Genomic DNA, 12,754 nt, shown 5'->3' with positions numbered 1-12,754 from the left:
GTCAGGCCTCCATTGCTGGTTGAATGAGCCCGGCGGCCTGGGCCAACTGCCAGAGGCCGCGTTCGCTGGCCTCTTGCGCCAGGCTGACGTGGGCGAAGCCGCAGAGGCCGAGGGCACGCTGGTAACGTGTACAGAGCGGTGCGGCGCCGACCAGGATGATCGGCTTATGTTGGGCGGCACCGGGCAAGCCGGCGAGTTCATGGCCGATCAACAGACCGGAAAGGTAGTCGGGCTGCTGGTCCGGGGCGAGTTCGCCGGTCAAGCCCAGGGTGCGTGCGCTGAACAGCGTCGACAGCACGCCGCGCTGGCCGTCTGCCGACAGCGCCACGCGCACGCCGCGGTCGAAAGCCGCCGCCTGGAAGCGTTCGGCGGGTTGTTGGGTGCGCCCGAGCAGGCTGTGCTTGCTCAGCACCGCGAACAGCTCGCCGGTCATGAAGGTGTCGAAATGGGTGATACAGCCATCGACCACCTCGACCCATTTGGAATGGCTGCCGGGCAGGCCGATCAAGACCTCGGCGCCAAGGCCTTGCAGCACGCCGAGTACCTGGGTTTCTTCGCCGCGCATCACGTTGGGCAAGCCGACCTGCTCGATCACGCCGGGCACGATATGCACATCGACGCCGCGCACACTGCGCACGCGGTGCAACGCTTGGCCGAGGCTGGCGACGTCGACCGGGGTGTTGCGGTAGGCCGCTTCGCTCCAGCCCTGGGCGCTGCCGACCATGCCGCAGGCGATCACCGGCAAGCCCGGTTGCGCGTCGAGCCAATCGCCACAGGCCGCGTCGAACGCCAACTCGAAGCCATCGCTGCAGCAAACGCCGGCAATCTCCCGGGGCTGGCTGGGCAGGTGCATGATCCCCGACGCCAACGCACGTTGTTCCAGCACCACGCCTGCGGGGCCGAGTTTATAAGCACGAAGGGAACTGGTTCCCCAATCGAGCGCGATCAATTGCGCCGGCATCGCTTCACCTGAAATGAGTGGGTGCTGAAAAAAGCAGATGGGCGAATATAAACCTATGCTCGGCGATATCTCAATATATAAATATCAATCCCATATATTGGAATGAATCGAGATAAATCCTACAGCCACTCCGCCTTTTACTGCGGGAACGGCCAGGCTTTATCTGATAAGAGAGGTTAAAAAACCGACAGATTCAGTTCGCGTATCGCACCCATCCAGATCGCGTACTCGGTGTGGTCCTTCAGGTCGTCGCCCCCTAGACCGCAATCGACGGCAGGGCCAGCCCGGTCAGCGACTGTGCACTGCGCGCCTGCTCCGCCACCAGCCAGTCGACGAACCGCTCGACCAACTGCCCCCGCCGTTTGCGCTGCGGCTGCACCACGTAGTAGCCGAAGCGTGAGATCACCGTGTCGCTGATCGGCCGGCACAGCCATTTCTGTTCCAGCAGGTTGTCCACCAAGTGGCGCCAGCCGATGGCCACGCCCTGGCCGGCAATCGCCGCCTGGATCAACAGGGTGTAGTTATCGAAGCGCAGTTGGCCGGGGGTCGGCGTGCTGGTAATGCCCAGTTCGCGGAACACGCCGCTCCAGTCGAACCACTGGCTGGTGTGTTCCTGGCGCAGGTGCAGCAAGGGGCAGTCGGGCAAGGTCTGCACGGTCAGCGGCGTGGCCTGGTCCTTGAGCCATTGCGGACTGCACACCGGGAACACTTCCTCATTGAACAGCCACAGGCTGTCGCCCTGCTTGAAACGGCCGTCGCCAAACAGCACCGCCACGTCGATATCGCTGCGCAACGTGGCGTGATTGCGCTCGCTGGTCACCAGGCTGACGTCGACCTGGGGGTTGGCCGCATGGAAGCGATGCAGGCGCGGCATCAGCCAGTAGGCGGCGAAGGCGAAGTCGGTGGCCACTTGCAGCACTTCGTGCTGGTCCTGCTGGGTGATCGCGCTCAGGCCCTGGTTGATGGTCTGCAAACCGCCCTGGACATGTTCGAACAGCAGCGCGCCGGCGTCGGTCAGCTCGATGCCACGGTAGATGCGATCAAACAGGCGGATCGCCAATTGCTCTTCGAGGCGCTTGATCTGCTGGCTGATGGCCGGTTGGGTGGTGCCCAGCTCCATCGCCGCAGCGGTAAAACTGCGGTGGCGCGCCGCCGCTTCGAACGCCCGGAGCAAATCGAGGGATACGTCGCCGAAGGCTTTATACATAAGCTGTACTTATCCTAGACATTGCATTTCATGGGCTTTACCCCATTTTCCATGGGCTGCATGCTCATTCGCATAAACACCGCCTATGGAATGCCGAAGACCCATGAAGCGCAAGAACATTCTTTTCATCATGGCCGATCAAATGGCCGCGCCGATGCTGCCGTTCTACGGACCTTCCCCGATCAAGTTGCCGAACCTCAGTCGCCTCGCCGCACAAGGCGTGGTGTTCGACGCCGCCTACTGCAACAGCCCGCTGTGCGCGCCGTCGCGCTTTACCCTGGTCAGCGGCCAGTTGCCGAGCAAGATCGGCGCTTACGACAACGCGGCAGATTTCCCCGCCGATGTGCCGACGTATGCCCACTACCTGCGTCGTCTTGGCTACCGCACCGCGCTGTCGGGCAAGATGCATTTCTGCGGGCCAGACCAGTTGCACGGTTACGAAGAGCGCCTGACCAGCGACATCTACCCCGCCGACTATGGCTGGGCGGTGAACTGGGATGAGCCGGACGTGCGCCCCACCTGGTACCACAACATGTCCTCGGTGCTGCAAGCCGGGCCGTGCGTGCGGACCAACCAACTGGATTTCGACGAAGAGGTGGTGTTCAAGGCCCAGCAGTACCTGTTCGACCACATTCGCGAGGGCGGCGACCAGCCGTTCTGCCTCACCGTGTCGATGACCCATCCCCACGACCCGTACACCATTCCCAAACCGTTCTGGGATCTGTACGACGACAGCGACATCCCGTTGCCCACAACCCCGGCCCAGGGCGATCTCGACCCGCACTCCCAGCGCCTGCTCAAGGTCTACGACCTGTGGGACAAGCCGCTGCCAGTGGACAAGATCCGCGATGCGCGCCGCGCCTACTTCGGTGCCTGCAGTTACATCGACAGCAATGTCGGCAAGCTGCTGCAGACCCTGGAAGACACCGGCCTGGCCGACGACACCTTGATCGTTTTCTCCGGCGACCATGGCGACATGCTCGGCGAGCGCGGCCTCTGGTACAAAATGCACTGGTTCGAAATGGCCGCCCGCGTGCCACTGCTGATCAGCGCGCCGGGGCAGTTCGCGGCGGGCCGTGTGACCCAGGCGGTCTCCACCGCCGACCTGTTGCCGACCCTGGTGGAACTGGCCGGCGGCGAACTCGAACCGCACTTGCCCATGGACGGCCGCTCGCTGGTCCCGCACCTGCAAGGGCAGGGCGGGCACGACGAAGTGTTCGGCGAATACATGGCCGAAGGCACCCTCAGCCCACTGATGATGATTCGCCGTGGCGCCTACAAATTCATCTACAGCGAAGACGACCCCTGCCTACTGTTCGACATACACAACGACCCGCGCGAGCAGGAAGAACTCAGCCAATCGCCGCAGCATCGGGCGCTGTTTGCCGCCTTTCTGCTTGAGGCGCGGGCCAAATGGGACATCCCGGCGATCCACCAGCAGGTGCTCGCCAGTCAACGCCGTCGCCGCCTGGTCTACCAAGCGCTGACCCAGGGCAAGCTGAAGAGCTGGGATCACCAGCCGCTGGTGGACGCCAGTCAGCAATACATGCGCAACCATATCGACCTCGACGACCTGGAGCGCAAGGCACGTTATCCACAACCCTGCCAAAACCAATAAAACAGAGGGAAGGCCATGCAAAAATTGACTGTGGTGCTGGGCGTAATGGGCATGGCGGCGTTGAGCAGCGCCACCGTGTACGCAGACGCCGGTTGTGAGACGGTGAGGATGGCCGATCCTGGCTGGAGCGATATTGCCGCCACCAATGCCGTCGCCGGTTTTCTGCTGACGGGCATGGGTTACAAGCCCAAGGTCGACACCCTGGCGGTGCCGATCACCTTCGGCGGGCTCAAGGACGGCCAGGTGGATGTGTTCCTGGGTAACTGGATGCCGGCGCAGCAAGGTTTCTACGACAAATTCGTGGCCAACGGCGATGTGGTGCAGTTGGCGAAAAACCTCGTCGGCACCGAATTCACCCTGGCTGTGCCGGACTATGTGTGGGACGCCGGGGTGCATGACTTTGCCGACCTCAACTCATTCGCCGACAAGTTCGACAAGAAGATCTACGGCATCGGCTCCGGCGCGCCGGCAAACCTCTCGCTGCAGGAGATCATCAAGAAGAACGACTTCGACCTGGGCCAATGGAAGCTGATCGAGTCCAGCGAACAGGCGATGCTCGCCGAAGTCTCACGGGCGGTGAAGAAACAGCGCTTCATCACCTTCCTCGGCTGGACCCCGCACCCGATGAATGTGCAGTTGAAAATGCATTACCTCAAGGGCGGCGAGAAGTACTTCGGCGACACCGGCAGCGTGTATACCCTGACGCGCAAGGGTTATGCACAAGCCTGCCCGAACGTAGGAAAACTGCTGACCAACCTGAGTTTCACCCAAGCGATGGAGAACAGCATCATGGCCGCGGTGGTCAACAACAAGGTCAGCAACGCGGATGCGGCGAAGGCGTGGATCAAGGCCAACCCGGCGGTACTGGAGCAGTGGCTCGACGGCGTGAAAACCGTGGACGGCCAGGATGCATTGGCGGCCGTAAAAGCCAAGCTCTAAAGCCCACCACTATCCAAATGTGGGAGGGGGCTTGCTCCCGATAGGTGAGTGTCAGTCGACATCTTCGGCGGCTGGTTCGCCGCTATCGGGGGCAAGCCCCCTCCCACAAAAAGCTGGTGTGTACTGATACCCTGAGCCAAACCTTTCAGCCCGAGTTTGCGATGCCCCGGCCCAACCGCCACACACTCTTCCCCTTCCTCAGTTGGCTGCCGCGCCAAACCCGCGCCAGCGTCGGCCGGGACGTGATCGTCGGCCTCAGCGGCGCGGTGCTGGCCTTGCCGCAGTCGATTGCCTACGCGCTCATCGCCGGTCTCCCACCGGAATACGGCCTGTACGCCGCGATCATCCCGGTGCTGATCGCGTGCCTCTGGGGTTCGTCCTGGCACCTGATCTGCGGCCCCACGGCGGCGATATCCATCGTGCTCTACGCCAGCGTCAGCCCCCTGGCCGTGCCGGGTTCACAGGACTACATCACCTTGATCCTGCTGCTGACCTTCCTCGCCGGGGTGTTCCAGTGGTTGCTCGGCCTGCTGCGCTTCGGCGCGCTGGTGAATTTCATCTCCCATTCGGTGGTGCTGGGGTTCACCCTCGGCGCCGCCGTGGTGATTGCCCTCGGCCAACTGCCCAACCTGTTGGGCCTGGATTTGCCGAGCCAGGCCACGGCGATCAACAGTCTGATGACACTGATCGAGCACGGCGGCGAGTGGGACCGCGCCTCACTCGCCCTGGGGCTCGGCACCTTGCTGGCGGGCGCGCTGCTCAAGTACCTGCTGCCGCGCTGGCCGACGCTGTTGATCACGCTGGCGCTGGGCAGCCTGGCCGCCTGGCTGTGGCCGGCGATATTCGGGCAGGTGGCGCTGGTCAGTGCGTTTATCGGCAAGCTGCCGCCATTCAGCCCGTTGCCGCTGGACCTGGACATGCTCTTGCGCCTGCTGCCCAGCGCCGTGGCGGTGGGTATGCTCGGGCTGGTGACCAGCCTGTCGATCGCGCGCTCGCTGGCGGCGCGCTCACAGCAATTGCTCGACGCCAACCAGGAAGTTCGAGCGCAGGGTTTGTCCAATATCGTCGGCGGATTTTTCTCCGGCTACCTGTCGGCCGGTTCCTTTACGCGCTCCGGCCTCAGCTACGAAGCAGGCGCCTGCTCGCCGCTGGCGGGGGTGTTTTCCGCCCTGTGGGTGGCATTGTTCGCACTGTTTGGTGCAGCGCTGATCGCACATATACCGATCCCGAGCATGGCCGCGAGCATCCTGCTGATCAGTTGGGGCCTGGTGGATCATCGGGGCATTCGCGCGTTGTTCCGGGTCAGTCGCGCCGAGTTTGTGGTGATGAGCCTGACCTGCATCGCCACGTTGCTGCTGGAGCTGCAAACCGCGATTTACGCCGGAGTGCTGGCCTCGCTGTTTTTCTACCTCAAGCGCACCTCGCAGCCGCGGGTTCAGCAATGGCGCGACGGCGAGGAAGAGGTGTTGCGGGTCGGTGGCTCGATCTTTTTCGGCGCCAGCCATTACCTGCAGGTTCGCCTGCAAAGCCTGCAGAGTGAGCGGGTGGTAATCGAAGCGCAGCAGATCAACTTTATCGACTATTCCGGGGTGGAGATGCTGCACCAGGAAGCGCGTCGATTAAGGGCGATGGGCCGTAGCCTGACCTTGCGCCGGGCCAGGCCGCAGGTCGTCGAGGAGTTGAAAAAGCTAGAAGGCGCCGACAATTGCCCCATCCATTTCGAAGACTGAATGCGGTCAAACAGGTGGGAGGGGGCTTGCTCCTCCCACCTTTCGAGTTGCTTCAAGCCAATTGGCGGCGCAGTTCAGCCAACACCGGCGCCGAATCCGGACGCACGCCGCGCCACAGGAAGAACGCTTCCGCGGCCTGCTCCACCAGCATGCCCAGACCATCCATCGCCACCGCCGCGCCGTGTTCCGTGGCCCAGCGGCAGAATGCGGTCGGTTCCTTGGCATACATCATGTCGTAGCAAAACGTTTTGCCCGGCGCGATCAAGCTGCCTGCAATCGGCGGTACATCGCCTGACAGGCTGGCGGAGGTGGCATTGATGATCACGTCCACCGGCTCACACAGCCAGTCGAAACCACTGGCAGACACCGGGCCCAAATCGTCGAACAACTCGGCGAGCATTTCGGCTTTTTCCACGGTGCGGTTGGCGATGATCAGCGACGCCGGCCGCTCGGCCAGTAACGGCTCCAATGCCCCGCGCACTGCGCCGCCAGCGCCGAGCAAGAGGATGCGTTGCCCTTGCAGGTGCAGCCCGGCATTCACCGTCAGGTCGCGCACCAGGCCGGCGCCGTCGGTGTTATCGCCCAGCAGGCTGCCATCGGCCAGCTTGCTCAGGGTGTTCACCGCCCCGGCGCGCTCGGCGCGTGCGGTGAGGGTGTCGGCCAGGCGGTAGGCGTCTTCCTTGAACGGCACCGTGACGTTGGCGCCACGGCCTTGTTGAAAAAACTCACGGGCAAACCCGATGAAATCCTCGAGCGGCGCAAGCAGAGCGCTGTAGTCCAGTTGCTCGCCGGTCTGCTCGGCGAACATGCGGTGGATCAACGGCGACTTGCTGTGGCCGATGGGGTTGCCGAACACCACATAACGGTCCATCAGACCGCCGCCTTGGGCGCAGCCACGCCGAGCCAGTCGCGGTCTTGCAGGAAGTAGTCGGTGAGGCGCGCTTCTTCGCTGCCGGCCTCGGCTTTCCAGTCGTAGCTCCAGCGCACCTGGGGCGGCAGCGACATCAGGATCGACTCGGTACGCCCGCCCGACTGCAGGCCGAACAAGGTGCCACGGTCGTAGACCAGGTTGAATTCAACGTAGCGACCACGGCGGAATTCCTGGAATTCGCGCTGCTGTTCGGTATAGGCCTGGGCCTTGCGGCGCTGCACGATCGGCAGGTAGGCGTCGATGTACGCATCGCCGATGGCACGGATGAAGGCGAAGCAGGTGTCGAAGTCCCACTCGTTCAAGTCATCGAAGAACAGGCCGCCGATGCCGCGCGGTTCGTTGCGATGCTTGATGTAGAAGTAGGTGTCGCACCAGGCCTTGTAGCGCGCATAAACGTCGGCGCCGAACGGCGCACAGGCCTGTTCGGCCACGCGGTGCCAGTGGATGCAGTCTTCTTCGTTGGCGTAATAGGGCGTGAGGTCGAAGCCGCCGCCGAACCACCACACCGGCTCTTCACCTTCTTTTTCAGCGATGAAAAAGCGCACGTTGGCGTGGGAAGTCGGTACATGCGGGTTGTGCGGGTGAATCACCAGCGACACCCCCAGCGCTTCAAACCCACGCCCGGCCAGCTCGGGGCGATGCGCGCTGGCGGACGGCGGCAGGCCGCTGCCAAACACGTGGGAAAAGTTGACGCCGCCTTTTTCGATCACCGTACCGTTTTCAATCACACGGGTGCGACCGCCGCCGCCGGCTGGCCGGGTCCAGGCGTCTTCGATAAAGCGAGTGTCCGTCTCGAAGGTTTCCAGGGCGCTGCAAATACGGTCTTGCAGATCAAGCAGATAGGCTTTAACAGCCTCGGTGCGGGTAGTCATGGCATCACCTTGAATCGGGCAAAGCTACGCGAGGCCATTGGGCGTCGGCGGCAAATGGGCGCACAGGATACCACCGCACTCAACTCCGTCGCAGTTGACGAAGATCAAGCTTAGGAGTCCGATAGGGGGCTACCCGAATTCGAACCCAGGAGAAGTGCAGATGGCCAAACGTATCCAGTTCAGCGCCCATGGCGGCCCCGAGGTGCTTGAGTATGTGGACTACACGCCAGCAGAACCTGGCCCACAGCAGGTTCGGGTGCGCAACGCGGCCATCGGCCTGAACTTCATCGACACCTACTATCGCAGCGGCTTGTACGCGCCGCCGGCCTTGCCGTCGGGCCTGGGCGCCGAAGGTGCCGGTGTGGTCGACGCCGTGGGCAGCGAGGTCAGCCAATTCAAGGTCGGCGACCGCGTGGCCTACGGCAGTGGGCCGTTGGGTGCCTACAGCGAACTGCACGTGTTGCCCGCAGCCAACCTGGTTCACCTGCCGGACGACATCAGCTTCGAACAAGCCGCTGGCGCGATGCTCAAGGGCCTGACCGTGCAATACCTGCTGCGCCAGACCTATGAGTTGAAGGGCGGCGAAACCATCCTGTTCCACGCCGCAGCCGGTGGCGTGGGCTCCCTGGCCTGCCAGTGGGCCAAGGCCCTGGGCGTGAAGCTGATCGGCACGGTCAGTTCGCCGGAAAAAGCCGCCGTGGCCAAATCCCACGGCGCCTGGGCAACCATCGACTACAGCAAGGAAAACGTCGCACAGCGCGTGCTGGAATTGACCGACGGCAAGAAATGCCCGGTGGTGTACGACGGCGTCGGCAAGGACACCTGGCTGACCTCGCTGGACTGCGCAGCGCCCCGGGGGTTGGTGGTGAGTTTCGGTAACGCCTCGGGCGCGGTGGACGGGGTGAACCTGGGGATTCTGGCGGCCAAGGGCTCGCTGTACGTCACCCGGCCGACCCTGGCGACCTACGCCAGCAACCCCAAGGACTTGCAGGCCATGGCCGATGATCTGTTCTCGATGATCCAGAGCGGCAAGGTACGCATCGATATCAACCAGCGCTTCTCGCTGGCGGAAGCGGCCAAGGCACAGACCGAGCTGTCGGCGCGGCGCACGACCGGGTCGACCATTCTGTTGCCGTAAGGCTTGGGATTTCGGCGTGGCTAAGGGCGCCATCGCGGGCAAGCCCGGCTCCTACATTTGACCGTGTTGTCATGACGGACACCGATCGAATGTGGGAGCCGGGCTTGCCCGCGATAGCCACGCCGCGGTCTCAGGACGGCCGCACAACCTCACCCGTCACCAGATCGCGAATCAGGCTCGGGTTCTTGCGCCCACCGAGGGCGCCACCCAACACCAGATCGACCTGGCCACGGAAGTACTGCTCGACGCGAATCCGCGTGCGGGCGGCCGGGCGGCCCTGGGGGTTGGCCGAGGTGGAAATCAATGGCCCGACCAATGAGCACAAGTCGCGCACCAGCGGATGGTCGCTGACCCGCAGCGCCACGGTGTCATGCTCCCCCGTGACCCATTCCGGCAACAGGTCCTGATGAGGCACCAGCCAGGTGTTCGGCCCCGGCCAGGTACTGGCCATGCGGTCGATCCAATCCTGCGGGAAGTCTTCGAAGAGAAAATCGAACTGGCGGATAGTATCCGCGACCAGGATCAGGCCCTTATCCACCGAGCGGTTCTTGATCGCCAGCAGCCGGTCCACCGCCGCTTCGTTCCACGGGTCACAGCCCAGGCCCCAGACCGCCTCGGTCGGATAGGCAATCACCGCGCCTGCGCGAATTTCTCGTGCGGCTTCCAGCACACGCCACCTGTTGACCATTACTCACTCTCCGGACTAAAGCTCTGCGCAGTTTACCGATCTTCCCTGCAAAACCTAGCAGCGCGCGAGCCAACGCCCGCTTTCGCAGATCACCTGGCCTTCCAGCTCCAACTCGGTGAGGCTCGCCAGCACCTGGGACAACGGCCGCCCGCTGGCAATCGCCAGGGCTTCGCTGGTGTGGGGCGCCGCATGCAGCAGTGCGACCAGCGGATGAGTCGCCGGCAGCGGCACCGGACACGGCAGCGCCTGCCAGCCGCGCAAGCCTTCAAGAATGTGCTCGATGGTTTCCACCAACACCGCGCCGTCGCGGATCAGCTGATGACAACCCTTGGCTGCGGGATGATGGATCGAGCCTGGAATCGCGTACACCTCGCGCCCTTGCTCGGCGGCGAGCCGCGCGGTGATCAGCGAACCGCTGGCGATGCCGGCTTCCACTACCAGCACGCCCAGCGACAGACCACTGATGATGCGGTTGCGCCGGGGGAAATTGCCGGCCTGGGGCGCGGCGTCCAGCGGAAACTCGGAAACCACCGCGCTGCCCTGGGCAATCATCGCGGCCGCGAGGCGTCGGTGGCGCTGTGGATAAAACTTTTCCAGGCCGGTGCCGAGTACGCCGATGGTCTGCCCGCCGACCTCCAGGGCCGCTTGATGCGCCGCGCCGTCAATGCCCAGGGCCAGGCCGCTGGTGATGACAAACCCAGCACTCGCCAGGCTGCGGGAAAAGGCGGCGGCGGTGTCCATGCCGGGGCGCGATGCGCGGCGGCTGCCGACCATGGCCAACTGGGGTTTTTCCAGGATCGCAGGGTCGCCGGCGACGAATAACAACGGCGGTGCGTCATCGATCTGGGCCAGCAGTGCGGGGTACTCAGGCTGGTCCCACATCAGCAAATGCTGGGCCGGACGCGCCAGCCAGGCCAATGCGACACTCGCGCCCTCGCGGACTTCATGGCTGCGCCGGGCCTCGGCGCTGACGGCGGGCAAGCCGAGCGAACGCCAGGCGCTGGCCGGCGCGCTGAGCGCCTTCGAGGCGCAGCCGAACGCGTCGATCAACCGGCGAAAACGCTTCGGGCCCAGTTCCGGCAGCCTGTGCAAGCGTAGCCGGGCTTCCAGTTCTGCCGGGGAAATTTCACTGCTGTTTATCGGATACATCTGATCATCCTTGACCGGAACAAGCTGTGGATAACTCTGTTGGTAACTTATTTAGCAGCCTATTTATTGCGTTTGACGGGCCGTCTCGAAACGGTCCATCACCGCCAGTGGCCGCGAGGCATTGAGGACCAGGCCGTAACTGAGTTTTTCGTAGGTGCGAAACACCAGCAGCATGCCGCCGTATTCATCGGCCAGCTTCACCGGAGCGCCGCTGAGAGCGTCGCGTACCGTGGCGCCGGTCTTGATCACATTCAGCCGTTGGCCGTCGACCAGGCCGTCGCGGCGGCCTTTATTCAGGGTCACGGCATCCAGCACGCCGATCTGCGTCACGCCCTTGGGCACGTCGATGATGCGCCCTTCGATAAACGGCGCGGCCTGCGGGCCTTCCAGGCTGGCCAGCGCAACCGGCGGTTCGGCACGCAGCAAGCGGTCGCCGGGACGCACTTCCTGGGTAACCCGTTGTACGGCAAGGGTGGTCAGGTCGCCGGCCATCACCCAGTGCGCGGTGCCGATGTCGTCGGCGTGGATACCCAGTAGCTCCTGGGTTTTGGGGTCGGTGTAGACCTTGCCTCGGCGGAAAATCCCATAGCTTGGCTGAGCCGGGTCCAGGACGCCGCGGGCATGCACGCGCTCGCCATTGGCACCCAGCACGCGCCCGGCCTCTGCCGCGACAACGTAGGGCGCGTTATCGAGATCGAGGGGCGAATCGAGGATGCGATTGTGTAACAAAAATCGCTGGATGGCCTGTTGCGTCGGTTGATCCAGGCGCGGGCCGGGCGATGGAAGCAGGGCCTGGGCGAACGGCGCCCAGAGCAGCAAGACGAGTAGCGATTTCCTCATGGGGTGAATCTCCTTTATTATGTACGTTCGCGTGAAACGCCATAGCCTTCGCGGCTTCCGAGCGTTCCACACCGGCCGTGCGGGTCCATCCCTACGCCGATTTGCCTTTACCTCACATGTGCAGCAATTACGCTTATGGCTATTTTGAACATCCTCGAATTCCCCGACTCGCGCCTGCGCACGATCGCCAAACCGGTGGCCGTAGTGGACGATAAGGTTCGTCAGTTGGTCGATGACATGTTTGAAACAATGTATGAAGCCCCGGGCATCGGCCTCGCCGCGACCCAGGTCAACGTGCATCAGCGTGTCGTGGTGATGGACCTGTCCGAAGATCGCAGCGAACCACGGGTGTTCATCAACCCCGAGTTCGAAGCGCTGACCGACGAAATGGGCGAATACCAGGAAGGCTGCCTGTCGGTGCCGGAGTTCTACGAGAACGTCGAGCGCCCGGTGCGCGTGAAGATCAGGGCCCTGGACCGCGACGGCAAGCCCTTCGAGCAGGTTGCCGAAGGCCTGCTGGCGGTGTGTATCCAGCACGAATGCGACCACCTCAACGGCAAGCTGTTTGTCGATTACCTGTCCACGCTCAAACGTGACCGGATCAAGAAGAAGCTGGAAAAAAAGCACCGCCAGCAAGCTTGATGCCCTTCTTCCAAAGGCTTGCTGCGGCAAGCCTTTTTC

The 12,754-nt window shown here is 63.4% G+C and carries 12 protein-coding genes and 1 pseudogene; 5 read left to right on the top strand and 8 right to left on the bottom strand.

Features of this window, described 5'->3' with window-relative positions; genetic code table 11:
- Position 1: 1 nt before the first annotated feature.
- From ACP7E3_RS03515 to ACP7E3_RS03505, 3 genes and pseudogenes are all read right to left on the bottom strand, one after another.
- On the bottom strand, positions 2 to 961 hold the full coding sequence (locus ACP7E3_RS03515) for a 2-dehydro-3-deoxygalactonokinase (protein WP_426122284.1): 960 nt from the start codon (positions 959 to 961) through the stop codon (positions 2 to 4).
- Between the two features lie 176 nt (positions 962 to 1,137).
- A pseudogene (locus ACP7E3_RS03510) lies at positions 1,138 to 1,215 on the bottom strand (DOPA 4,5-dioxygenase family protein); the annotation flags it as partial.
- Positions 1,216 to 1,217: 2 nt separating this feature from the next.
- Positions 1,218 to 2,168: a choline sulfate utilization transcriptional regulator gene (locus ACP7E3_RS03505; RefSeq protein WP_017848977.1), complete on the bottom strand. Its 951-nt coding sequence runs from the start codon at positions 2,166 to 2,168 to the stop codon at positions 1,218 to 1,220.
- A 103-nt stretch (positions 2,169 to 2,271) separates the two neighbouring features.
- On the opposite strand from ACP7E3_RS03505, the gene betC reads away from it, so the two are divergent.
- From betC to ACP7E3_RS03490, 3 genes are all read left to right on the top strand, one after another.
- Entirely contained in the window at positions 2,272 to 3,786 is a 1,515-nt protein-coding gene (betC, locus tag ACP7E3_RS03500; protein ID WP_128192138.1) for a choline-sulfatase, read from the top strand.
- Between the two features lie 15 nt (positions 3,787 to 3,801).
- Positions 3,802 to 4,725, top strand: coding sequence for a choline ABC transporter substrate-binding protein (choX, locus tag ACP7E3_RS03495; protein ID WP_046381557.1), 924 nt, complete (start codon positions 3,802 to 3,804; stop codon positions 4,723 to 4,725).
- 161 nt (positions 4,726 to 4,886) lie between these two features.
- A complete protein-coding gene (locus tag ACP7E3_RS03490) occupies positions 4,887 to 6,455 on the top strand; it encodes a SulP family inorganic anion transporter (protein WP_046381558.1) in 1,569 nt (522 codons plus the stop codon).
- A 52-nt stretch (positions 6,456 to 6,507) separates the two neighbouring features.
- On the opposite strand, the gene aroE is transcribed toward ACP7E3_RS03490, so the two are convergent.
- Positions 6,508 to 7,326, bottom strand: coding sequence for a shikimate dehydrogenase (aroE, locus tag ACP7E3_RS03485; protein ID WP_017848973.1), 819 nt, complete (start codon positions 7,324 to 7,326; stop codon positions 6,508 to 6,510).
- Entirely contained in the window at positions 7,326 to 8,258 is a 933-nt protein-coding gene (hemF, locus tag ACP7E3_RS03480) for an oxygen-dependent coproporphyrinogen oxidase (RefSeq protein ID WP_017848972.1), read from the bottom strand. The genes aroE and hemF overlap by 1 nt, the downstream gene beginning before the upstream one ends.
- Before the next feature lie 160 nt (positions 8,259 to 8,418).
- Here hemF and ACP7E3_RS03475 point away from each other — a divergent pair, with 160 nt between their 5' ends.
- Positions 8,419 to 9,396 (top strand): NADPH:quinone reductase, encoded by a 978-nt coding sequence (locus ACP7E3_RS03475; RefSeq protein ID WP_057004928.1) that lies wholly within the window; start codon positions 8,419 to 8,421, stop codon positions 9,394 to 9,396.
- Positions 9,397 to 9,526: 130 nt separating this feature from the next.
- Here the strand turns inward: ACP7E3_RS03475 and ACP7E3_RS03470 are convergent, their stop codons facing one another.
- The 3 genes from ACP7E3_RS03470 to ACP7E3_RS03460 form a co-directional block, all read right to left on the bottom strand.
- Positions 9,527 to 10,084, bottom strand: a complete 558-nt coding sequence (locus tag ACP7E3_RS03470) for an L-threonylcarbamoyladenylate synthase (RefSeq protein ID WP_017848970.1) — start codon at positions 10,082 to 10,084, stop codon at positions 9,527 to 9,529.
- A gap of 54 nt (positions 10,085 to 10,138) precedes the next feature.
- Positions 10,139 to 11,233 (bottom strand): DNA-processing protein DprA, encoded by a 1,095-nt coding sequence (gene dprA, locus ACP7E3_RS03465; RefSeq protein WP_057004927.1) that lies wholly within the window; start codon positions 11,231 to 11,233, stop codon positions 10,139 to 10,141.
- A 63-nt stretch (positions 11,234 to 11,296) separates the two neighbouring features.
- On the bottom strand, positions 11,297 to 12,073 hold the full coding sequence (locus ACP7E3_RS03460; protein ID WP_057004926.1) for a hypothetical protein: 777 nt from the start codon (positions 12,071 to 12,073) through the stop codon (positions 11,297 to 11,299).
- A 135-nt stretch (positions 12,074 to 12,208) separates the two neighbouring features.
- Here ACP7E3_RS03460 and def point away from each other — a divergent pair, with 135 nt between their 5' ends.
- A complete protein-coding gene (def, locus tag ACP7E3_RS03455; RefSeq protein ID WP_017848967.1) occupies positions 12,209 to 12,715 on the top strand; it encodes a peptide deformylase in 507 nt (168 codons plus the stop codon).
- Positions 12,716 to 12,754: the final 39 nt, after the last annotated feature.

Origin of the sequence: Pseudomonas sp. PSPC2-3, from assembly GCF_049898265.1 — a bacterium.
GTDB classification, from domain to species: Bacteria; Pseudomonadota; Gammaproteobacteria; order Pseudomonadales; family Pseudomonadaceae; genus Aquipseudomonas; species Aquipseudomonas veronii.
Note: the sequence above shows the minus strand (reverse complement) of the source record. Positions and strands in the feature narration are given on the sequence as shown.